Source organism: Armatimonas rosea (assembly GCF_014202505.1).
Taxonomy (GTDB): Bacteria; Armatimonadota; Armatimonadia; order Armatimonadales; family Armatimonadaceae; genus Armatimonas; species Armatimonas rosea.
Genome location: NZ_JACHGW010000007.1, coordinates 67605 through 87670, shown reverse-complemented (window position 1 = coordinate 87670; position 20066 = coordinate 67605). Strand labels below are relative to the sequence as shown.

The following is a 20066-nucleotide window of genomic DNA, read 5'->3' as shown; positions in this document are numbered from 1 at the left end:
TTAGGTGTTCCTTTCTTGAACAGAAGTACTACTCCTATCCCAAACTCGGAACCAGGTTCCCTAGAAATTGCTATGAGCGCGGTATGATGGATTCCACAATGCGCCGCTACGACTGGACACTCGGGCTGTGTTTCTTTGTCCTTCTCGCCCTGCTGTTGGGAAATGTCTTCCTGGCAAACCGCTCCGTGTATGGATTGGTAGAGTCACAGCGCTCGGTGACCCACACCTGGCAGGTGCGAACGGCTCTCCACGACCTGATGATGCAGTTTGAGGCATCGATCGCGCAGGGGCGAGGGTATGCCATGATGGGTGATCCTCAGTTTGCCACGGGGTTTAAGCAAGCACAGAGCAATATCCGAAAAGACCTTGATCTTGTCACGAGTCTCACCCTGGACGATCCCCTTCAGGCAAAAAGCACCACAACATTGCGTGCGCTCATGGACGATCAAATGGAATATGCTCGGATGAACGTCGAGAAGATTCGGCGCAACGGCAACTCCCGGCACATCACTCCCGAGGTGATGGCGCAGTCCCAGAAGCGCATCAAGGCGATCCAAGGGCTCACGCAGTACATGGACGGGGAAGAGCTCTCCCTCGCACGGCGGCTCGAGCGACAAGCCTTCCAAAACGAGCGCCAGACCCGCCTGACCTTCTTCGGTGCCACAGCCGCCGCCGTCCTCGCCCTTATCGCAACCTTTGCTCTAATCCGCCAAACCCTCCACGACCGAGAGGCCAGTGAGGCCGCTGTGCGCCAGCTCAATGCGGTACTGGAGCGACGGGTCGAGGAACGTACGGAGAGCTTGAAAGCCGCCAACGAGGGCCTCCACGCCGCCAACCGTGAGCTGGAGGCCTTCTCCTACACCGTCTCCCACGATCTCCGAGCCCCCCTGCGCCATGTGGTTGGCTTTGCAGACCTGCTGGAGAAAAAATCAGGGGAGCTGCTTGACGAGCCCGGCAGGCGCTATGTCAGCCTCATCAAAGACGCCGGACGGCGTGCGGGGCTCTTGATCGACGATCTCTTGGCCTTCTCCCGGATGAGCCGGACGGAGCTCAACCAGACCGTGGTCTCGATGCAGGCCAAGGTGGAGAAGATTCAGGCAGAGCTCGCCCTCGAGAACCCCGAGCGGACGATCACCTGGGAGGTGGGAAGCCTCCCCGCAGTCTGGGGCGACATGCCCATGCTCCGCCTCGTCTGGCGGAACTTGATGGAGAATGCGGTAAAGTACTCCAGTAAGAGCCCCACCACCCATATCGAGATCCAGTGCCGTCAAACAGCAACCGAGCTGGAGTTCTCCGTGAAGGACAATGGTGTCGGATTTGACATGGCGCACACGGAGAACCTCTTTGGGGTCTTTCAGCGCCTGCACGAACCCGAGGAATTCGAGGGAACGGGAATCGGGCTAGCGAGCGTCCGGCGCATCATCGCCCGGCACGAGGGGCGAACCTGGGCAGAGAGCACCCTGGGAGCGGGAGCGACCTTCTACTTCTCCCTGCCCCTGGAGCGGCTCCGTGACGAAGAAAATAGAGAGATTACATGAAGACAATCTTATTGGTAGAGGACAATAGCAACGATATCGAGCTTGCCTTGGAGGTACTCGCCGACGAAGACTTTGCGCAAGATATTATCGTGGTTAAGGATGGCCAGCAGGCTCTGGATTTTCTGAAGCGCTCCGGTTTGCATGCGGATCGGGAGCCCGGAAACCCGATCTTGATGATGCTCGACCTCAAGCTCCCCCGAATCGATGGCCTTGAGGTCCTGCGGCGGGTAAAGTCCGACCCCAGCCTGATGAGCATTCCCATTGTCATGCTGACCAGCTCCCGTGAGCCCGCGGACCTCCAGAGCAGCTATGGACTCGGGGCCAATGCCTATGTGGTAAAGCCCGTCGACTTCGACCACTACTCCGAGACGCTCAAGGCGATTGGGACCTTCTGGACCAACACCAACCAACCGCCACCCGAGCCGGTGCTCTTCGTATGAGAGCCTACCAGCTCCTGCATGTCGAAGACGATCCCCTAGATGCCGAGCTTGTGCGGGCCTGCCTCGAAGACGCTGCCCCCAACTTTACGGTCACCACGGTCAGCCGCCAAGAGAGCTACGTCGCTGCGCTTCAGGCAAACCCGCCCGATCTGGTGATCTCTGACTTCAACCTAACGGCCTTCAATGGCATTCAGGCGTTCCAGCTCCTCCAGGATACCGACTCGACCATCCCCTTTATCTTGCTCTCGGGTGCCCTAGGGGAGAGCCGTGCAGTCGAGTGCCTCAAGCTGGGAATGACCGACTACATCCTCAAAGATCAGCTAGAGCGCCTCCCTCCTGCGGTAGAGCGTGCCCTGCGTGAGGCCCACGAGCGCCGTGAGCGACTGGCTGCCGAAGAGACGCTGCGTGAGCGCCAGAAGGAGATCGAGGACCTCAACCAGCGGCTCCAGCGTGCGATCATGGAGAGCCACCACCGGATCAAGAACAACCTCCAGGTCCTGATCGCTCTCGTGGATGCGATGCGCTTCGACGATGACTCGGGGACACAGGCACTCGCCCGGCTCGCCCGCCACATCCGTGGCCTCGCCACCCTCCATGACCTGCTCACCCACCAGACCAGCACCCCGGGGGTACCGCTCGATAGTGTCTCCGCACGCTTCGCACTTGAGCGCCTGATTCCTGCGATGGCCAATGTCCTGACACCACGGGTCATCACGCTCGATGCCGATGAGGTGGAGCTCAGCCTCAAGCAAGTGAGCTCCCTGTCTCTCCTCGTCAATGAGCTGGTCTCCAACGCTATCAAGCACGGAGATGGCACGATCCATATCTCGCTGAAGCAAGAAGCTGCCGAAATCCAGCTGGATGTCTACAACGAAGGCCCAGGGTTTCCCCCCAGCTTTGACCCAATCCGTAGCGCCAGTATCGGGCTGAGCCTGATCGAGAGTATCGGGACCTGGGACCTCGCGGGCACCTTGACCTTCGTGAACACCCCCACAGGAGCCCGAGTGGGGCTTCGGTTCCCTTCCTCAGAAGCTCCCTGAGATTCCGATGAAACCCAGGCCCCTGTTTTGTATACGATCCTTAGATTCAAAAGTTAGGAAAGAAGGTCGTGTGCAATGGGGATAGCAACCTATACTCTCATCGGTTTACTGGTGGGGACTCTACTCAAAAAGAGCTTGGGTGCCCACCCAGGCAACTCGCAAGGGCTTTTGGGGACGAGCGTGCTGAGCGTGGTCGGTGCCGTAACCGGAGGCTGGTCCTGGAACCTGCTCCTTGGCAATGAAGGTCCCATGGGACTAGAGCTGGGTAGCCTGCTCGCCGCGACCCTGGGAGCGCTCCTTACCCTGAGTATCCTACACGTGATCCGCCACTGAAGCAGAGCGCAACGCCTAGGCAACGGCAAGGTCGCCGAGCTTTCGCTGCATGTTCTCACGGGCACGAAAGAGCCGGGACTTAATGGTTCCCAAAGCAACTCCCGTCTCCTGGGCGATCTCCTCGAACGAGCGCCGGTGGATGTAGTGAAGCTCGCAGAGAGCCCGCTGGTGGGCCGGCAGCGAGGCAAGAGCGGCGCGCAGACGAGCACTTCGCTCCTCCTGAACCACCCGACTCATCAAGATCGTGGCAGGATTCTCACTCTCATCCGCACGCAAGATATTGTCACCGCTCGCCTCCACCACCGCCTCCAGGGATGCCTGAGCGGGCATTCGTCCCTTGCGACGCCAGACCTGGTAGACCTCGTTGATGGCGACCCGCTTGATCCAGCCAGGGAGGGTCAAGGTGTTATTGCAGGAGTTGATGACGCTAAAGACATGCAGGTAGATATCCATCGCCAGATCCTCTGCATCCGGGCGATTGCTGGCCATGCGACTGGCAGTCGCGTGGATAATAGACTGGTATCTGCCCACCAGGGCGTGGCGGGCGCCGAGATCACCTGCCCGGCTCCGCCGAAGCAGCTCATCGACAGAGCAGCGATCCAAGGGACGAGACACCGAAGAAGGAACTGTCCGAGTTGCCGATAAGGTAAGAGTTGCTTGCATGGTTTTTCTCCGCGGCGCAAACAAAAAGGCCAGAAAAGCTTCGCTGAGAAGAGAGGTCTTCTCCAAGCGAGGCAATCCTGGCCTCAAATGTTTGCGTGACGGTCATGGCCACACAAAGTATTTAAGAAGCGTCTGCCCCCGATCAGGTCTACCCAATCATGGTGCGCACAGAGGCAATATCCCCCAGATTTCCCCCTCTGTCAAGCAGTAATGGAAATACTCACAACGATGTCAGTAGCTCATCGGCGCGGACAATCTCCAGAGCGACCTGCTTGAGAGGAAGCGATTTATCCCGTGCAGATTTCTGTAGTCGCCGGAAGGCATCGGCCTCGTTGAGCTGGAGACGCGACGCTAGGATTCCCTTGGCACGCTCGACCAGCTTTCGGGTCTCCAGAGCATCGCGCAGGTCGGTGTTCTCGCGCCGGGTCTCCTGCAGCACGTCAAAGCGCGCCAGCGCCGTCCGAACCGCAGGCGCGACTTGCTCAGCCACCACAGGCTTGACCAGATAGGCACAGGCCCCCGCAGCGATCGCCTCCTCCACGAGGGCTTGGTCGCTGTAGGCAGTGAGCATGATAATCGGGAGGGGGCGCTCTAGGGTGATCTGTCGTGCGGCCTCGATACCGCTCATCCGGGGCATGTTGATGTCCATCACCAGGAAGTCCGGGGCGAGCTCACGGGCGGCCAGTACCGCCTGCTCGCCATCGGGGACTGCCTTGACAACCTCATAGCCGGCGAGAGTCAGCGCCCGACGAAGCAAGAGGATGGTCATCCCTTCGTCCTCGGCAAGAATAGCACGTATTTTTTTCGGTTCTTCAGGCATAGCGTTCGCAGTTACATATGCCCCGTAAAGACAGCAAGTTCCTTTTTAAATTTCGAGGGAACCAGCTCGCCCATTGCGTATACAGGTTCCACAGCCAGCCACTACTGGCTACCTAGAAAAGGAATCAAGACCATGTCAGAGAAAACCACCGACAAGATTGAGAAAACAGTCGATACGATCGCCGGAGCCGGCGCGAGCGACAAGGCCGAAGGAAAGGCCCAAGAGCTGCTTGGCAAGGCACAGCACAAGCTAGGGACGACGCTTGAGGACCCGGAGCTGACCGCACGCGGCGTGGTCAACCAAGCCGATGGCCAGGTCAAGCAAGAGGTAGGCGAGCTCAAGAGTGATCTCGAAGACCTAAAGGAGCGTGCCAAGGAGCTCCTGGGCGATACCGCAGAGGTCATCAAGGAAAAGGCCCACGATGCTGCCGAGGCGATCAAGGCCAAGGTCCACCACACGAAAGACGCCGGACAGTGAGCGTCGATCCGAAGCTCTCGCCGGGCGAGGGGGAGCCCGTGACGATCTCGGTGACGGAGGAGGAGCTTACCATGGCTCCCCGCCAGCGCTTGGTCCACGAGCACCTCGACGGCATCCAGCACGGCCTGGACGATGACCCGAACAACGATCCTGCCAAGGGCAGTGTTCTGGGAGCGACCGGCGGAGCGGTTGTCGGGGCGGTTGCCGGCGCGGTACTCGGGCCCGTGGGAGCCGCACTGGGCGCACTGGCAGGAGCCGCAGCGGGCGCGATTGCCAGCGGCCTTGCCGTGGCAGCCGTGGACTCTGTCGACAACGATGACAATATCACGGGCCTTGGTGCCGAGGTGTCGGTCGATGCAGACCAGTTCCCCCCCGAGCCAGTCCAAGACCTGATCCGTGAGAAACAAGACCGCTAAAGAGAGTAAAAGATAGGAGAGAATAAGATGAGTATCCTCATTTGGATCGTCGTAGGGTTGATCGCTGGCGTCCTCGCCAAGGCCATCATGCCAGGCAGCCGGGACGAGCCCGGTGGCTGGCTGGGAACCATTGCCCTGGGGATTGTGGGAGCCGTGATCGGCGGCTTTCTTAGTAGCCTCGTTCTTGGGGGCGGTGGGGCCAATGGGCTCAACCTGGGCAGTATCCTTGTCTCAGTTGTCGGGGCCTGTGTCCTGATTGGCATCCTGCGCATGATCCGACGCTAGCCAGGATGCAAGCGACCCTCTTTGACACCAGGGGCCTCGACCGCACGGTGGCGCTCCGTGAGCTGCCGCTCACGGAGCTCACCGCGAACCAGGTGCTCTGGATCGACGTGGACCGCAACCAGCAGAGGGACCTTACCGAGCTAGCAACCTGGCTCGGTATTCCTTCGCTGGGCCTGCCCGTCGAGACCGAGGGCCGGAGCCGTCCGCGCGTGGACAACTACGGCTCCTGGCTCAAGGTGCGGGTTCTGATCCCAAGCCACGATATCTCTCTGCAGGCACTTTACTTTTTGGTTGGGAGCAACTGGATTGTCACGGTCCACGATGGCGTCGTAGAGCCCTTGGAGAACTTCGAGCGGCAGATCCGCGACGACTCCCAGCTGGGCCAGCTCTGTGCCAGTAGTTTCTTAGCCGCGATGCTCGACTGGCACCTGACCAGCTTCTTTCGCACGATCGAGCGCCTTGAGGCCGAGGTAGATTCCTGGGACGATCTCGCCATGGCCGCCGCCCCCGCCACTCCGATCCTCCCCCAGCTCCGCCGGCTCCGTCAGAAGATCGCCGCCCTCCGACGAGCACTAGTCCCCCATCGTGAGGTCTACAGTGCTCTCCTACGGCCGGATATCGTCTCCGTGTTTGGCAACCGCGAGCAAGAGACGGTCTTCCCTACCCTCTGGAGCCAGCTAGAGCGCGCGATCGACAGTATCGACAACGCGCGCGAGCTGGTTCTAGGCTCATTTGAAATGTACACCGCACAGGTCGCCCAAAAAACCAACGATGTCATGCGCCTCCTGACGGTCGTGACGGTACTTCTCTTGCCCATTGGGACACTGGCCGGGGTGCTGGGGATGAACTTCCAGGCGAGACTCTTTACCACGCAAGACCGTGGGTTCTGGATAACGGTCGGGGTCATGCTGACCTTGATGAGCTCGGGTGGGCTCCTAGCCCACCGCCGCGGCTGGATCGGTGGGTAGCTTGCAGGAAGGCGAGGGACGTGCTGGGTACGGGTCGTGATATAATCAAGGCGCGCAACAGCGCAAACGGAATCCTTATGTAGGGTAGCGGCTCGCTATCCTATTTTTTTGTTGGGGGAGCAGGTGTCTATGGGCGCGGTCGTGGTCGTGGGGACGCACTGGGGGGACGAGGCGAAGGGTAAGCTGGTCGATCTCCTCGCGCAGGATGCGGACATGGTGATCCGCTACGGCGGCGGGCCGAACGCGGGCCATACGGTCCATGTGGGCGAGAATACCTACAAGTTCCATCTGATTCCCTCGGGGATCCTCAACCCCAAGATCCACTGCATCATGGCCGATGGCATGGTGATCGACCCCGCAACCCTCGTGCGCGAGCTGGAGATTCTGGGTGCCGTGGGGATCGACACGCGCAACCTGCGCATCTCCCACAACGCCCATGTCATCTTGCCCTACCACCGGCTGCTGGACCAGCTGGAAGAGAAGCTCAAGGGGGCCAGCGCGATCGGCACCACCGGGCGCGGGGTCGGGCCGTGCTACGCCGACAAGGCCAGCCGGGTCGGTATCCGCATGGGCGATCTGGTCAGCCCCACCCGTCTGCGCGAGCGCCTCAGCGCCGCCCTGCCCCTGAAGAACGCAATCCTCACCAAGGTCTTTGAGGCGGAGGCTGTTGATCTAGAAGCGCTCCTCGCAGAGCTGACCCCGCTGGGGGAGAAGCTTGCGCCGTATGTCTGCGACACCCAAGCCCTCGCGGGCGATGCCATCGCCGATGGCAAGCGGATTCTCTTTGAGGGCGCTCAGGCGACCATGCTGGATATCGACGGCGGCACGTACCCGTTTGTGACGAGCTCCCACCCCCTCTCCGGCGGCGCGACTATCGGCACCGGAGTCCCGCCCACGGCGATCACGGAGATTATCGGCGTGGTCAAGGCCTACACCAGCCGCGTGGGTGCGGGAACGGTGCCCACGGAGCTCCTCGACGAGCGCGGGGACCGGATCCGCGAGCGCGGCCATGAGTACGGAACCACGACCGGACGCCCCCGTCGGATTGGCTGGCTCGATGGCTTTGCGCTCCAGTACGCCGCACGGGTCAATGGCCTCACGGGAATCTGCGTGGGGCACCTCGATGTGCTCGCGGGCTTTGAGACGGTCAATGTCTGCGTGGGCTACACCAAGAATGGGGTCCTGCTCAAGCACTTCCCCGCCGGCGATGTCTGCCTGCTCGATGGCTGTGAGCCGGTCTACGAGGCGCTCCCCGGCTGGCCTGAGGACTCCATCGACAACGTGACGCGCTTTGAGGACCTGCCGAAGAACGCCCAAGACTATGTCCGCTTTGTCGAGAAGCTCGCTGGTGTCCCCGCCCGCTTTGTCTCCATCGGCCCCCGCCGCGACCAGACCCTGGTCGGACCGGGAATGCCCGCCCCCGCCGGGCTCTTTACCCGAGAGCCTGCCGTCGCACGACGATGACCTGGCAGGAGCACCGCGACGAAGCGGAGGAGCAGGCAATTTTGGAGAGCTGGGAGCTTGCCGCCGCGCACTATGTTGAGGCGGCCTCGCTCCTGATGCAGACCAAGCGCCTTGAAGATGCCCCGGAGCTGGCCTACCTCCAGCTCCAAGCTGCCAAAGCACTCCTTAAGCACGGCGAGCCCGGTGCGGCCACACCTCTCCTGGAGAACGCGCTCCAGCTCGCCACCTTAATCGACTACGCCGAGCTTCTCCCCCAGATTCAGCTTTCCCAGGGCGAGGCACACGCCGCCCTCGGGGAGCACGAGGCCGCCATTGCCTGCTTTGAGGCCGCCCAGCCCCCGCAGCTCGACCCGGCGATCTACCTGAAGATCACGCTCTCACAGCTTGCGATGGAGCAAGAAGAGAGCGCCCTGAAGAACCTAGAGCGTGCCTGCAAGCTGCACTTTAAGGCGAAGAATCTTCAAGGAATGGTCGATGCGGTCACCCGCGCCGCAGGAGTCGCAGCCGAGACCAACCAGCCAAAGCTCGCACGGGGCCTCTATAAAAAAGCCCTCGACCTCGCCGAGCTCCTCCCGGAGCGCGACGAAGCCCTCCTGAAAGAACTCCAAGAACGCTATATGACAATTCATACTTGAGGCCGCCCGGCGGAGCGCATAAACTTAGCCTATGCACTTGCCCAAACCCGAAAGCCTCGTCGTCCTCGTTGGCGGAACCCTTGTGATTGTCAGCCCGCTCCCGCACTAAGCCGCTAGCCTGTCAAGCCGGCAAAGTCTCTCTCGCTGAGGCCCTTGAGCTCCCCGGTGCTATCGCCAAAGCGCTCGGCCTGGACCCCCATGCGCCGTAGGAGCCCTAGGTGCAGGTTGCAGAGCGGAGTTTCCTTGCTGTAGACCAGGTGCCGCCCCGTGGAGATCGAGCCGCCGCCGCGCCCGCCGAGGACGATGGGCAGGTTGTACGGGCTGTGCGCGTTGCCGTCCTTGATGCCGCTCCCGATCAGCACCATGGAGTTGTCCAGAAGCGTGCTCTCGCCGTCTTTGATGGCCTTCATTCGCTGGAGCATGTAGCCGTACTGCGCCATGTGCCACGCCCCGATCTTCTTGTAGGGATCGAGCTTGTCGGCCTTGCCCTCGTGGTGGCTGTACTCGTGGTGGCCGCCGTTAACACCGGGCAGGAAGCTGAAGTTGCGCCCGGAGACCTCGTTGCCAAAGAGGAAGGTCGAGACGCGGGTGGAGTCCGACCAGAAGCCCAGCACCATCAGGTCCAGCATGATCCGCACCTGCTCGGTGTGGTCCAGCGGGCGCTTGTCGCCGGGAACCGCGTACCAGTCCTTGATGCGCTTGTCGAGCTTCTCCGACTCCGCACGCAGGATCGGATCGTCGAGGATCGAGCCCTTCCGGCGCTTGGCATCGAAGGCGATCCGCTTCTCGACCGCGCGCACGGCATCCAGATACTCTTCCAGCTTGAGGCGGTCCGCCGCACTGATCTTTTTCTTCAGCCCCGAGGCATCGTCCATGACGGCGTCCAAGACCGAGGCATCGCTCGCGGAGACGCCCTTGCCGCTCTGGCCTTGGCGGAAGAGGCGGTCGAAGGCGGCCTGCGGGTTGATCTCGCGCGAGACCGGGGTCGTGGGCGTGCTCCAGGAGATATGCGAGCCGTAGAGCGCGGTGAGCCCCACATTGGTATCGACATACGTGGTGGGGGGATCGACCGAGAGCTCCAGCGACGGCAGCGGGGTGAGGTTGCCCAGCTTCTGAGCGATGAGCTGATCGAGCGAGACGCCGCCCGCGTTGAGATTTGCCCCCGTGGTCTTAGAGATAGTTGTGCCGGTCAGAAACGGCGCGATCTTGTAGTAGTGGCCATCCCCCGTGATCGAGCCATGGTTCATCAGCTCCGTGAGAACTAGGATATCGTCCTTGACCGGAGCTAGGGGGGCCAGGATCTCGGAGAGCTCGAACTGGCTTCCCGTGCCCTTGGGGGTCCAGGCAAAAGGATTGACGCCATTGGGCATGTAGAGCACCGCCAGACGGTTCGGCGACTTGGCCGAGGTCTGGGCGAGCGCCTCAAAGGCGGGCAGGGCCAGCGCGACACCCGCGCCCCGCAAAACCGTTCGTCGTGTCAGAGTCTTCATCGTAACCATTCTACCCTAGACGCGTTTAGTATGATAAGGAGTAATCCCATGAGCAAAGTCAGTAAGATAGTGGTAGCGCTGTGCCTGCTACTCTTGGTTGCGGCGGGCATCTGGTCGCTGGCGCCCCGCCCCGCCGCCACCCCGGAGCTACAGATCGCCGAGTCGCTGCAGGAGGCCGCCGATGCCGCGCAGGCCGGGCATGTCTCGGCGATGATGGACCTGATCTCGGAGGACTTCAAGAGCGGAATGCTCAACAAGGCCCGGATGCGCCTGCTCCTCAACAACGCCAAGAGCAGTGGCCGAGGTGTCAAGTACGATGTTAAGATCACGCCCCCCAAGGTCCTGGAGTCCGCGGACAAAGACCCCAAGCAGCGAGTTGTGTTTACGTCGGCGTCGGTGCTCGGCGATGGCAGTGAGACCCTCTGGGGCGGCAATCAGCTCACGCTGGTGATGCGCCAGGAGAGCCGCCGCCGCAATCTCTTTTTTACCGAGCCCCACTGGCGGGTGATCAGTATCGCCAACATGCCGCCCCTCCCCGGCGAGGCAGAGTAGATGGCCGCACGCCCTCAAGTGACCGTGCTCTGTGTCGGGAAGCTGCGCGAGAGCTACTGGAAGGACGCGGTCGCGGAGTATGTCAAGCGCCTGGGCGGCCAGACCAGCACGTTTAGCCTGATCGAGGTGGAGGAAGACACCCGCGCCGACTCCGAGAAAGAGGGCGAGCGCCTCCTCGCCCGTCTCCCCGAGCGCGCCTGGGTGGTCGCCTGCGACGGCACCGGAAAGGCTCTCTCCTCCGAGGCGCTCGCCGCTAAGATCGAGCAAGTCTGCACCGACGGTGAGAGCCACCTGATCTTTCTGATCGGCGGCGCCAACGGCCTCAGCGATGCGGTCCGGGCCCGCGCGAACTTCCTGCTCTCTTTCGGCCCGATGACCCTCCCCCACCCGCTCGCTCGTGTTGTGCTGGTCGAGCAGCTCTACCGAGCGTTTAAGATCAACCGGGGTGAGGCGTACCATCGGTGACCTCCCCCCGCGCTTTAGCGCGCGACCCCCTCCGGCTTCGCGAAGGGGGGGAAGCTTTGGCTATCTTGAGATGTGCGGGAGATTAGCCAGGCGAAATCCCCAGAAAAAGCTCCACATTGTAGGAACCATCCGGCCCCGATAGGCGCAGCAAAACTCCTCCCTCGCACTATGCCCCCACGCGCCACCATGAAGGCAGCGAAATGTCTTGGTGTCATCGTACCAGTCCGCGCTCCACTCAAAGACATTTCCTGCCATATCGTACAGTCCAAACGGGCCCGCAGGGAAACTCCCCACGCGCGATGTACCCCCAGAGTCAACACGGGATTTCTTACTACACTGGCACTTGCTGGCGTCCCAATCATCGCCCCACGGATACACTCTGCCATCGCCACCACTGGCCGCGTACTCCCACTGTGCCGCCGTGGGGAGCACGAGCCCTGCCCAGTCGGCGTAGGCTTGGCAGTCCTCCCAGGTCACCCTCACAATCGGATGATCGCGCACTGCATCCCAGCCACTCCCCCACACAGGATGATCGGGTGGCGCTTGCATCTCACGATGCGTGGCACCGCAGAACTCCTGCCACATCCCGACCGTAACTGGCGTGCGCCCCATCTGAAAGGCGGGTATGGTTGCGACTTCGCTTAGGATCGGCTCTTCGGCGGTGATGACCTCCGTCTTGCCGGTCAGCCGCGCGACAATTCCCTTGGCGGGGCGCTCCCGAAGCACCGACATCATGCCCGTTCGACGCAGGAGCTTCCCCGCCGGAATCGAGACAAGCTGCGCCTTGTAGGCTTCCAATAAGGGGCGGCCCGACGGCTCAAGTTTCTCCCACGCCATGCCGCCATTTTACCCCCTTCGCTTGCCGGAGGGGGTCGCGCGCTAAAGCGCGGGGGGAGGTCAATCAAACACCGCCTCCAGCGGCGGCAGGAGCTCCCCGGCACGCTCGCAGGAATCGGCCCACTCGTGAAACGCGGTGAGATCGTGAGGGGGGCCGGGCGGGAACCTTTCCGGGTCGATTGTCATCGGAGGAGTGGGAAGAGATAGCCGCATCAGCCAGTCCGCCTCGGCCTGCGAGGCAAGATAGAGGGCGGTGGCGTGGTTGAGCGCGAGCTGTTTTGGTATCAAAAGCTCCGCCGACGGGTAGCTCCCGGCGCGCCAGGCGGCGCGAAAGGTGGCCTTCTCGGCGGGATCGACAATCGGGATAAACTCCTCGCGGTGTGCCCAGCGCATCGTGTTCCACTTGAGATAGCCCGCGCCAGGGAGCTCGGCGATTGCGGGGTCGAAGGCAAAGAGCACGTGAGGATAGCCGCGCTGGCATTTATCGGTAAGAAGCGGTGTCCGTGCGGTAAAAGAAAGATGGACAACCCCCTCCAGCCCAAGCTTGCGGCGGCGTGCCAGGGCGCGGGGCCTTGGGTAGGCCGATGCCACGAGCGCCCCAGAGCTCAGGATCGCGGGGACAAACTGCAAGGGGCTCGTGTGCCAGTAAAACTCCGGGTCAGGAACCATTCTCTTAAAACAATTGTACACTCTCGTTGCGAAGGAGAGATGCACCGCGATACAATCGGCGGCGTCCTCCTCAGGAAATAACTATGGCAAGATCGCTCATTATCGTCGAATCGCCCGCCAAGACCAAGACCCTCAAGGGCTTCCTTGGCAAAGACTACCAAGTCGAGGCCAGCATGGGCCATGTCCGTGACCTCCCCAAGTCCAAGCTCGCCGTGGATATCGAGAACGACTTTGCACTCACCTACGAGCCCCTAACCGACCGCAAGGATGTCCTGGGCAAGCTCGCCGCCGCTGCCAAGGGCTGTGACACGGTCTACCTCGCCTCCGACCCCGACCGCGAGGGGGAGGCAATCTCCTGGCACATCGCCGCCGCACTCAAGCTCCCCAAGTCCCGCATCAAGCGCATTGTCTTCAACGAGATCACCAAGACCGCGGTGCAGGCAGCGCTGGCCAACCCACGCGATATCAACCAAGATAAAGTCGAGGCGCAGGAGACCCGCCGCACACTGGACCGCCTCGTGGGCTACAAGATCAGCCCGCTGCTCTGGAAGAAAGTTCGCAAGGACCTCTCCGCCGGGCGCGTTCAGTCCGTGGCCGTGCGCCTGATCGCCGACCGAGAGCGCGAGATCCTCGCCTTTGTCCCAGTTGAGTACTGGAGCCTGACCGCCAACCTAACCCCCCAGACCGGCAAGAAGCAGGCCTTCGATGCCAACCTCGTGGGCTTTGAGGGCAAGAAGCTCGAGATCAAGACCGAGGACCAGACCATGACGGTGCTGCGAGCGGTCGAAAAAGCCCCTTGGAATGTCGTCAAGGTCAAGAAGTCCGAGCGCCAGCGCCGGCCCTACGCTCCCTTTATTACCTCGACCCTCCAGCAAGAGGCGGCGCGCAAGCTCGGCTTCACCAGCAAGCGCACGATGTCCGTGGCGCAGCAGCTCTACGAAGGAATCGACCTGGGCGGGGATGCAGGGACGGTTGGTCTGATTACCTACATGCGTACGGACTCGACCCGTGTCGCCGATGAGGCACAGGCGGCAGCAAAAGAGTACATTGTCAGCACGTTTGGCAAGCCCTACGCCCCTGAGAAGTACAACTTTTATAAGTCTAAGAACGCGGCGCAAGATGCCCACGAGGCGATCCGCCCAACCTATATCTCCCGCGACCCGGACAGTGTCAAGACCCGCCTCAACCCGGACCAGTTCAAGCTCTACCGCCTGATCTGGCTGCGTTTTATCGCGTCGCAGATGTCTCCCGCAGTCATGGATGTGGTGCAGGCCGATATCGAGGCGGCGAAGTACACCTTCCGCGCCACCGGCTCGACCGTCAAGTTCGACGGCTTCCTGCGGGTCTACACCGAGGGCAAGGACAACCCCACACAGGTGGACGACGACGAGAAGCCGCCGCTTCCTCCGCTCACCGAGGGGATGCCGCTTGATCTCTTAAAGCTCCTGCCCAAGCAGCACTTCACCGAGCCCCCGCCCCGCTTCACTGAGGCGACTCTGGTCAAGGCAATGGAGGAGCAAGGGATCGGGCGCCCGAGCACCTACGCCTCGATCATCTCCACCATCCAGGACCGGGGCTATGTCGCGCTCAATGAGAAGAAGTTCCAGCCCACCGACCTTGGCTTCGTGGTGACGGACCTCCTCGTCCAAGCCTTTCCGCAGATCCTCGATGTCCACTTCACCGCGGGCATGGAGGAGCGCCTCGATGCCATCGAGGAGGGCAAGGAGACCCGCGTCAACCTGCTCAAGGAGTTCTACGAGCCCTTTGCCATCGCACTCAAGGCTGCCGATGAGACCATGGGCAAGTTCGCCAAGGATATCGGCCGCGCCTGTCCGGAGTGTGGCAAGCCGCTGGTGGAGAAGTTCAGCCGCTACGGCAAGTTTATCTCCTGCTCCAACTACCCCGAGTGCAAGTACAGCGAGAAGGTTGCGGCGGAAGGAGCCGACGGTGAAGCTGCGGCCGTGGCAGAGCCGGTGGTCTCGGAGATTCCCTGCCCCAACTGTGGGCGGCTACTCGTGGAGAAGACCGGGCGCTTTGGCAAGTTCCTCGCCTGTCCAGGCTACCCCGAGTGCAAGTACATCCACAAGGACAAGCCCGCGGCGGCGTCCACGGGCGTGAAGTGCTTCGCGTGTGGCAAGGGCGAGTTTGTGGAGAAGCGCAGCCGCACGGGTGTGTTCTACTCCTGCAACCAGTACCCCGCCTGCAAGACCGCGCTCCCCGGCAAGCCGCTCACCGACCGTAAGTGCCCCCAGTGCGAAGGCCTCCTCCACGAGAAGGTCTTCAAAGGACGCCTCACCGGGATCGCCTGTGTCAATAAAGAGTGTGGCTACTCGGAGAGCATCAAGGCGGCCCCGAAAGAGACCGCCGACACCGAGGCAGAGGCCTAGTCCTGCACGAGCATCCGCCTGAGGTACATCGCCTCCTCAGGCGGAAGCGGGATAACAAACTCCTTGCCGCGCGGCTGAGGACGACCCGCGGCGACACTCATCATGGAGAGCGATGCCATGACGCGCTCGCGCTCAATCGCGCTGGCCACGGGCAAGAGCACGACACCATCGTCTTGGGTCTCCGCCTGCTCGATTACCGCACGCAGCATACCGACCGACCGCTTGGCCATGGGTGAGAGGGGCTGGATCGGCCGCGGTAGCGCGATCTTGGGGCGCGGCGTCTGCCGCACGACAGGCTTTGCCGCCGCCTTTAGCTTCTGCTCCGTGCGACGCTTGTCCATGCCCTTCTGTAGCGCAAGCTCCGCCTCCTCCGCCTGCTTGGCCCGTGTCATCCAGCGGCTGATGGTCGAGACATCCAGCTCCAAGGCGCGTGCGATCCGTGAGAGGCTCCACTCCGCCCGGTGAAAGGCCAGCGCCGCGAGCCGCTGCGCCACGACAATATCTTCGTCGGAGGCGGTATTGTCGGCGATCCACTGAGAAACTTCAGCACGATCCTGCTCGAGCTGGGCATTTTTCTCCGCCTGAAGGAGTGCTCGCTTGGCGGCACGCACTGCCTCAGGACTAGGCTCCAGCACACGTTGCGCAGGACGTGGCTCGGGCTCTGAGACAAGAGTCGCATCGGGCTCTTCGTCCTCACTATCGGGGTCGCCCGGCTTCCACTCTCCTAGCTCTTCCTCTTTGAAGAGCGGAATCCAGAGGCGCATCGCAAAAGGGAGCTCCTTGACTTGGTTGTACCAGCGCGAGAGCTTATGCGGGGTCAAGCCAATCAGCTCGGCGATCTCACGCGACTTTTTCCCCTCTTCAAACTGCTGAATCACATAAAGACGAATCGCGTTGTGGTGACGATCAAACTCGGAGAGCTCTTTATCGGGCGGCGGCGGCTGCAGGACATTATCCTTTTGCGCAGTCGGTACGACCGGTGCTTGCTTGAGGGGGACAACAGGAGAAACTGCACTCGGAAAGTCAGGGAGCTCCTCAAACGCGGGTTCTAGTGGCGGAAGCTCTTCCTCAACCTCGCCTAAGAGGGCAGCACGAGCACGTAAAAGCTGAGGGATGTACTCATCGTCTTCCGCAAATAGCTTTCTCTCCGCTTCTAGGATATCGTCGGGGGTAGCATTTTGTAAAATCGCCTGCCGTTGACGAACACGACGGAGTATATCTTGGCGGCGACGTGAAGAGATTGGTGAATCTGACGTCATGATATTTCTATATTTCAAGGCTCACACCTTGTTTATTCCTTAGACCCAACACATTTTTAGACACGAAGTTCCCGTGTCAAAGGTGTGTCAAGGATTTTTTTAGTATATCACGACAAAAAAGGAAAAGGAAAGACACTCTCAGCGCCCTAGCTGACGTCGTAAAAGTACCAGGGAGAGATTCGCCCCAATGGGAAACAGTACCATGCCCCAGAAAAGCGTGCGGAGGGGGTCTGCAAGCTCGCCCCCTCCGCCGACACGACTGATATTGTGGTAGGTCGCCAGGTCAATCAGCAGCCCAACACTACAAAATGCCAGCCCGACCCAGCCGATCAGACGCATAGTGGCCTCAGACCTTGCCCCAGGCCTTCAGGTTCTCCATACTAACCTTGATCGACTCAAGCGGGGTCAAGGGGGCCTGGCAGCTGTCCTGCTCGACCATGTAGTAGGCGACGCCCGCTGCCTCCGCGGCCGCAAACAGTGCCGGATAGTCCACGGTCCCCGTGCCCACCGGCGCAAAGTTCCCTTCGGCATCCATGTCCTTCAGGTGCACCAGCGGTACCCGCCCCGAGAGCCGGGTGAGGTACTCCGGGATGTCTTGGCAGCCCTTCTTGATCCAGAAGGTATCCAGCTCTGCCTGGACACGGGGGGCGGACTCGAATAAGACATCGAGCCCCGTCTTGTCCCCCTCCAAGAGGTCGAACTCAAAGGCGTGGTTGTGGTAGCAGAGTGTCAGCCCCGCCGCAGTATACTGCTCCGCAACTGCGGAGAGCTCCGCTCCCAGCGTGCGGTAGCCCTCAAGCGACTCGGTGTAGGGCTTGCCGATCCACGGGACGATCACATAGTTGTAGCCAAAGAGCTTCGCCTCTTCAATAGTCTGGTCGATCTTTCCCGTGACCTGGTCCACGCCCACGTGGGCACCAATGGCGCGCAGGCCATGGGAATCGAGGAGCGCCTTGTACTCCTGCGCTGTCTTGCCTGAGTAGCCGGCCAGCTCCACTCCCGCATAGCCAAGGCTTGCAACGGTTGCGAGGGTCCCTGCCAGATCGCGCTGGGCATCGTCACGGACCGTATACATCTGCAAACAAATGGGTATCTTTGCCATGCCTTGTCTTTCACCAAAGCCACCGTGGTTTCCTGCGGGTACAATCGCGCTGTGGAAAACCCGTTCCTACTCTGCTCGTCGCTCGATCCGGTTGAGGCACTCTTTGTGGTGGAGACCCCACGGACAAAGCCCCTGATCACCGAGCTTACCCGGCTCGCCGGGGTGCCTGTCTACGCAATCGCCAACGATCCCGCGCACGCGTCGGATGTCTGGATGCAGGACACGGTGGAGTTTGGGGTGCGTGGCGGCAAGCCCGCCGCGCTCCTGGGCCTTCGCAGTAAGCACGACATGGGCCTGGTTTGTGGCCCGCTGGATGCGCGGGTCGCGCAGTTTCTGGCGGAGAAGCTCCCGCAGGTCGAGCGCATCCCGGTGGGCGAGGCGCTACCCCAGCGACGCTGGATCGACTGGTACGGCAACCTGGAGGTCTCCCCTCCGGTCCCCGGCTACCCGCACGGGCGCGCTCTCACGGGCAAGCAGAAAGAGCTGAGCTTTCACCCCGATGCCCTGGCATTCCTGGAGGCACAAAAGGCCCAGTGGCCGCCGGTCTTCGTGGACGTGAGCTGGCTGACAATCGGACATGTGGATGAGGTGCTCAACTTTGTGCCGGCTCCCGACCGCAAGGGCTGGCGTGCCCTGCTCCCCTGCCCCGATACCGCACTCGTGGCCCTCACGGGGCTGAACGACGACCAGCCGGTCTTTGTGGGGCGGCGCGGCGAGACCACGGTCGGTCACCTCAAGGCGCTCGCCGTGAGCCCGGAGCAGGGGCGGATTCGGGCGGCGCTTAAAGCGACACGGGAGCAGCTCAAGCGCGAGCTTGGTATCGACGAAGCGGATATCGTGGCGCTGCCCGCGCTCTTTGAGAACGGCCTGGCGGTCTTGCCCAATCCCGTCAATAGCTTGGTTGTCGGCAAGCGAGTCTTTGTCCCCGATCCCGCCTTTGCTCCCTACCGGCACCAAATTGCCACGCTGTTTACCGAGCTGGGCCTGAGCCCCCAGTTCTTAGATATCTGGGAGCCCTACCATACGGCAGCGGGCGAGGTCCACTGCGGCACCAACGCCCTACGACGGCGCCTCGCCCCGGAGAAAGCGCCGCGCTAGTCCTCGGTCTTGTCCATGTTCTCGAGGGCGATCTCAAAGTCCGCCATCGTGACCGCCTCGACTCCGCCCTCATCCGCGAGTCGGATCAAGGCTTGCATCCCGGCCTCGTTCACCAGCGCGCGCAGGTCGGCACCTGAGAACTCCTCCGCACCCGCCGCAAGCCGGTCCAGGTCCACATCGTCGGCGATCACGGCCCGCTTCACACAGACCTCCAAGATAGAGCGCCGTGCCTCTTCGTCGGGGAGCGGGATCTCGATCTGGCGAGAGAGGCGCCCTCCGCGGACGAGCGCGGGGTCGAGCATGTCTGGGCGGTTGGTCGCGCCCACCACAAAGAGCCCTTGGTTGGCGACCAGCCCATCCATCTCGTGGAGGAACTGATTGACCACCTTGTCGGAGGGCATGTGCATCCCCCCCACACGGCTCGGGATCAGGGCATCGACCTCGTCGAGGAAGATGATCGCGGGGGCGTTCTGTCGTGCCTCGTTGAAGAGCTTGGCCACGGCCTTCTCGCCCTCGCCCACCCACATCGAGTTCACCTCGGCGGGGCTGGTGGCAAAGAACTTACACTTGGCCTGAGCCGCCAGGATGCGGGCGATCGTGGTCTTGCCCGTGCCGGGAGGGCCGTAGAGCAGGAGGCCGGTCGGGGGATCGACACCAAGCCGCCGGGCCTGGGCGGGGTTCTCCAGCAAGAGCTGCATCTGGCGCAGCTCCCGCTTGGTCTTGGCCGGCAGCACGACATCGTCCCAGGTGAGCGTGGGGCGCATGGGCTCGGGGCTGGCGGAGGGCGTGGCGCCATTGCGCAAGGGCGGCGCGGCACGGCTGGGAGTGGGCTCGGGGGCGGGGCTCTCCAGGAGCCGGACGAGGCGCCCGTACTCGTCGTTCTGGGGAGCGAGCTCGACCGCCTTACGCGCCGCGACACGTGCCTCACGGGTTCGGCTGAGGTGGCGGAGAGCATGGGCCATCCAGTAGTGAATCTCGGCGTGTGTTGGCTCGATGGCAAGAGCCTTCTCAAAGTTCTCCAGTGCCGTCTGCATCTCTTTTTCAGAGGGAGCGTAGGGAAGGAGCGACTCGCCACGGCGCAGGTGAAGTCGCCCACGGGTATAGTGCAGTTCCGCCTCAGGGGTCACG

The 20066-nt window shown here is 62.0% G+C and carries 23 protein-coding genes; 14 read left to right on the top strand and 9 right to left on the bottom strand.

The genetic code is table 11. The features are described from left to right. Positions 1-83: 83 nt before the first annotated feature. From HNQ39_RS26485 to HNQ39_RS26470, 4 genes are all read left to right on the top strand, one after another. Entirely contained in the window at positions 84-1538 is a 1455-nt protein-coding gene (locus HNQ39_RS26485) for a sensor histidine kinase (RefSeq protein ID WP_184203614.1), read from the top strand. Beyond that, positions 1535-1978: a response regulator gene (locus tag HNQ39_RS26480; RefSeq protein WP_184203613.1), complete on the top strand. Its 444-nt coding sequence runs from the start codon at positions 1535-1537 to the stop codon at positions 1976-1978. The genes HNQ39_RS26485 and HNQ39_RS26480 overlap by 4 nt, the downstream gene beginning before the upstream one ends. Further along, positions 1975-3018, top strand: a complete 1044-nt coding sequence (locus HNQ39_RS26475) for a sensor histidine kinase (RefSeq protein WP_184203612.1) — start codon at positions 1975-1977, stop codon at positions 3016-3018. Before HNQ39_RS26480 ends, HNQ39_RS26475 begins: the two co-directional genes overlap by 4 nt. A gap of 75 nt (positions 3019-3093) precedes the next feature. After that, a complete protein-coding gene (locus tag HNQ39_RS26470; protein ID WP_184203611.1) occupies positions 3094-3351 on the top strand; it encodes a GlsB/YeaQ/YmgE family stress response membrane protein in 258 nt (85 codons plus the stop codon). A gap of 15 nt (positions 3352-3366) precedes the next feature. On the opposite strand, the gene HNQ39_RS26465 is transcribed toward HNQ39_RS26470, so the two are convergent. Together HNQ39_RS26465 and HNQ39_RS26460 are read right to left on the bottom strand one after the other, a co-directional pair. Continuing rightward, the gene (locus tag HNQ39_RS26465) at positions 3367-3954 is read right to left on the bottom strand and encodes an RNA polymerase sigma factor (RefSeq protein ID WP_184203610.1); all 588 of its coding nucleotides are present in this window, start codon (positions 3952-3954) and stop codon (positions 3367-3369) included. A 280-nt stretch (positions 3955-4234) separates the two neighbouring features. Continuing rightward, a complete protein-coding gene (locus HNQ39_RS26460; protein WP_184203609.1) occupies positions 4235-4834 on the bottom strand; it encodes an ANTAR domain-containing response regulator in 600 nt (199 codons plus the stop codon). A gap of 132 nt (positions 4835-4966) precedes the next feature. On the opposite strand from HNQ39_RS26460, the gene HNQ39_RS26455 reads away from it, so the two are divergent. The 6 genes from HNQ39_RS26455 to HNQ39_RS26430 all read left to right on the top strand — a co-directional run bounded on the left by HNQ39_RS26455 (position 4967) and on the right by HNQ39_RS26430 (position 9079). After that, on the top strand, positions 4967-5311 hold the full coding sequence (locus HNQ39_RS26455; RefSeq protein WP_184203608.1) for a hypothetical protein: 345 nt from the start codon (positions 4967-4969) through the stop codon (positions 5309-5311). After that, positions 5308-5727, top strand: a complete 420-nt coding sequence (locus HNQ39_RS26450; protein WP_184203607.1) for a Blp family class II bacteriocin — start codon at positions 5308-5310, stop codon at positions 5725-5727. The genes HNQ39_RS26455 and HNQ39_RS26450 overlap by 4 nt, the downstream gene beginning before the upstream one ends. A gap of 27 nt (positions 5728-5754) precedes the next feature. Beyond that, positions 5755-6012: a GlsB/YeaQ/YmgE family stress response membrane protein gene (locus HNQ39_RS26445; RefSeq protein WP_184203606.1), complete on the top strand. Its 258-nt coding sequence runs from the start codon at positions 5755-5757 to the stop codon at positions 6010-6012. Positions 6013-6017: 5 nt separating this feature from the next. Then, on the top strand, positions 6018-6980 hold the full coding sequence (locus tag HNQ39_RS26440) for a magnesium transporter CorA family protein (RefSeq protein WP_184203605.1): 963 nt from the start codon (positions 6018-6020) through the stop codon (positions 6978-6980). A gap of 129 nt (positions 6981-7109) precedes the next feature. Further along, a complete protein-coding gene (locus HNQ39_RS26435; RefSeq protein ID WP_184203732.1) occupies positions 7110-8444 on the top strand; it encodes an adenylosuccinate synthase in 1335 nt (444 codons plus the stop codon). Continuing rightward, entirely contained in the window at positions 8441-9079 is a 639-nt protein-coding gene (locus HNQ39_RS26430) for a hypothetical protein (protein ID WP_184203604.1), read from the top strand. The genes HNQ39_RS26435 and HNQ39_RS26430 overlap by 4 nt, the downstream gene beginning before the upstream one ends. Before the next feature lie 113 nt (positions 9080-9192). Here HNQ39_RS26430 and HNQ39_RS26425 read toward each other — a convergent pair whose 3' ends face one another. Continuing rightward, entirely contained in the window at positions 9193-10569 is a 1377-nt protein-coding gene (locus HNQ39_RS26425) for a DUF1552 domain-containing protein (RefSeq protein WP_221290356.1), read from the bottom strand. Positions 10570-10617: 48 nt separating this feature from the next. Between HNQ39_RS26425 and HNQ39_RS26420 the strand changes: the two genes are divergently transcribed. Together HNQ39_RS26420 and HNQ39_RS26415 are read left to right on the top strand one after the other, a co-directional pair. Then, positions 10618-11121 (top strand): hypothetical protein, encoded by a 504-nt coding sequence (locus HNQ39_RS26420; RefSeq protein WP_184203602.1) that lies wholly within the window; start codon positions 10618-10620, stop codon positions 11119-11121. Next, a complete protein-coding gene (locus HNQ39_RS26415) occupies positions 11122-11586 on the top strand; it encodes a 23S rRNA (pseudouridine(1915)-N(3))-methyltransferase RlmH (protein WP_184203601.1) in 465 nt (154 codons plus the stop codon). 60 nt (positions 11587-11646) lie between these two features. Here the strand turns inward: HNQ39_RS26415 and HNQ39_RS26410 are convergent, their stop codons facing one another. Together HNQ39_RS26410 and HNQ39_RS26405 are read right to left on the bottom strand one after the other, a co-directional pair. Next, positions 11647-12423 carry a formylglycine-generating enzyme family protein gene (locus HNQ39_RS26410; RefSeq protein WP_184203600.1) on the bottom strand — a complete coding sequence of 259 codons (777 nt, stop codon included), beginning with the start codon at positions 12421-12423 and terminating at the stop codon, positions 11647-11649. Positions 12424-12483: 60 nt separating this feature from the next. Beyond that, positions 12484-13092: a hypothetical protein gene (locus HNQ39_RS26405; protein WP_184203599.1), complete on the bottom strand. Its 609-nt coding sequence runs from the start codon at positions 13090-13092 to the stop codon at positions 12484-12486. 83 nt (positions 13093-13175) lie between these two features. On the opposite strand from HNQ39_RS26405, the gene topA reads away from it, so the two are divergent. Further along, positions 13176-15479 (top strand): type I DNA topoisomerase, encoded by a 2304-nt coding sequence (gene topA / locus HNQ39_RS26400; RefSeq protein ID WP_184203598.1) that lies wholly within the window; start codon positions 13176-13178, stop codon positions 15477-15479. Here the strand turns inward: topA and HNQ39_RS26395 are convergent. From HNQ39_RS26395 to HNQ39_RS26385, 3 genes are all read right to left on the bottom strand, one after another. Beyond that, the gene (locus tag HNQ39_RS26395; protein WP_184203597.1) at positions 15476-16738 is read right to left on the bottom strand and encodes a hypothetical protein; all 1263 of its coding nucleotides are present in this window, start codon (positions 16736-16738) and stop codon (positions 15476-15478) included. The genes topA and HNQ39_RS26395 overlap by 4 nt on opposite strands. Before the next feature lie 138 nt (positions 16739-16876). Further along, positions 16877-17077, bottom strand: coding sequence for a hypothetical protein (locus HNQ39_RS26390; protein WP_184203596.1), 201 nt, complete (start codon positions 17075-17077; stop codon positions 16877-16879). 7 nt (positions 17078-17084) lie between these two features. Next, a complete protein-coding gene (locus HNQ39_RS26385) occupies positions 17085-17840 on the bottom strand; it encodes a sugar phosphate isomerase/epimerase family protein (RefSeq protein WP_184203595.1) in 756 nt (251 codons plus the stop codon). A gap of 51 nt (positions 17841-17891) precedes the next feature. Here HNQ39_RS26385 and HNQ39_RS26380 point away from each other — a divergent pair, with 51 nt between their 5' ends. After that, on the top strand, positions 17892-18938 hold the full coding sequence (locus HNQ39_RS26380; RefSeq protein ID WP_184203594.1) for a protein-arginine deiminase family protein: 1047 nt from the start codon (positions 17892-17894) through the stop codon (positions 18936-18938). Here HNQ39_RS26380 and HNQ39_RS26375 read toward each other — a convergent pair. After that, positions 18935-20065, bottom strand: a complete 1131-nt coding sequence (locus HNQ39_RS26375) for an AAA family ATPase (RefSeq protein ID WP_184203593.1) — start codon at positions 20063-20065, stop codon at positions 18935-18937. The two genes, HNQ39_RS26380 and HNQ39_RS26375, sit on opposite strands and share 4 nt — an antisense overlap. Position 20066 lies beyond the last annotated feature (1 nt).

Bases quoted from the DNA above. Each gene is read 5' to 3' on its own strand.
- HNQ39_RS26455 (WP_184203608.1), top strand. From the start codon at position 4,967: ATGTCAGAGAAAACCACCGACAAGATTGAGAAAACAGTCGATACGATC.
- HNQ39_RS26425 (WP_221290356.1), bottom strand. From the start codon at position 10,569: ATGAAGACTCTGACACGACGAACGGTTTTGCGGGGCGCGGGTGTCGCG.
- HNQ39_RS26430 (WP_184203604.1), top strand. From the start codon at position 8,441: ATGACCTGGCAGGAGCACCGCGACGAAGCGGAGGAGCAGGCAATTTTG.
- HNQ39_RS26475 (WP_184203612.1), top strand. From the start codon at position 1,975: ATGAGAGCCTACCAGCTCCTGCATGTCGAAGACGATCCCCTAGATGCC.
- HNQ39_RS26395 (WP_184203597.1), bottom strand. From the start codon at position 16,738: ATGACGTCAGATTCACCAATCTCTTCACGTCGCCGCCAAGATATACTC.
- HNQ39_RS26445 (WP_184203606.1), top strand. From the start codon at position 5,755: ATGAGTATCCTCATTTGGATCGTCGTAGGGTTGATCGCTGGCGTCCTC.
- HNQ39_RS26435 (WP_184203732.1), top strand. From the start codon at position 7,110: ATGGGCGCGGTCGTGGTCGTGGGGACGCACTGGGGGGACGAGGCGAAG.
- HNQ39_RS26405 (WP_184203599.1), bottom strand. From the start codon at position 13,092: ATGGTTCCTGACCCGGAGTTTTACTGGCACACGAGCCCCTTGCAGTTT.
- HNQ39_RS26385 (WP_184203595.1), bottom strand. From the start codon at position 17,840: ATGGCAAAGATACCCATTTGTTTGCAGATGTATACGGTCCGTGACGAT.
- topA (WP_184203598.1), top strand. From the start codon at position 13,176: ATGGCAAGATCGCTCATTATCGTCGAATCGCCCGCCAAGACCAAGACC.
- HNQ39_RS26410 (WP_184203600.1), bottom strand. From the start codon at position 12,423: ATGGCGTGGGAGAAACTTGAGCCGTCGGGCCGCCCCTTATTGGAAGCC.
- HNQ39_RS26440 (WP_184203605.1), top strand. From the start codon at position 6,018: ATGCAAGCGACCCTCTTTGACACCAGGGGCCTCGACCGCACGGTGGCG.
- HNQ39_RS26485 (WP_184203614.1), top strand. From the start codon at position 84: ATGATGGATTCCACAATGCGCCGCTACGACTGGACACTCGGGCTGTGT.
- HNQ39_RS26480 (WP_184203613.1), top strand. From the start codon at position 1,535: ATGAAGACAATCTTATTGGTAGAGGACAATAGCAACGATATCGAGCTT.
- HNQ39_RS26420 (WP_184203602.1), top strand. From the start codon at position 10,618: ATGAGCAAAGTCAGTAAGATAGTGGTAGCGCTGTGCCTGCTACTCTTG.
- HNQ39_RS26390 (WP_184203596.1), bottom strand. From the start codon at position 17,077: ATGCGTCTGATCGGCTGGGTCGGGCTGGCATTTTGTAGTGTTGGGCTG.
- HNQ39_RS26470 (WP_184203611.1), top strand. From the start codon at position 3,094: ATGGGGATAGCAACCTATACTCTCATCGGTTTACTGGTGGGGACTCTA.
- HNQ39_RS26460 (WP_184203609.1), bottom strand. From the start codon at position 4,834: ATGCCTGAAGAACCGAAAAAAATACGTGCTATTCTTGCCGAGGACGAA.
- HNQ39_RS26415 (WP_184203601.1), top strand. From the start codon at position 11,122: ATGGCCGCACGCCCTCAAGTGACCGTGCTCTGTGTCGGGAAGCTGCGC.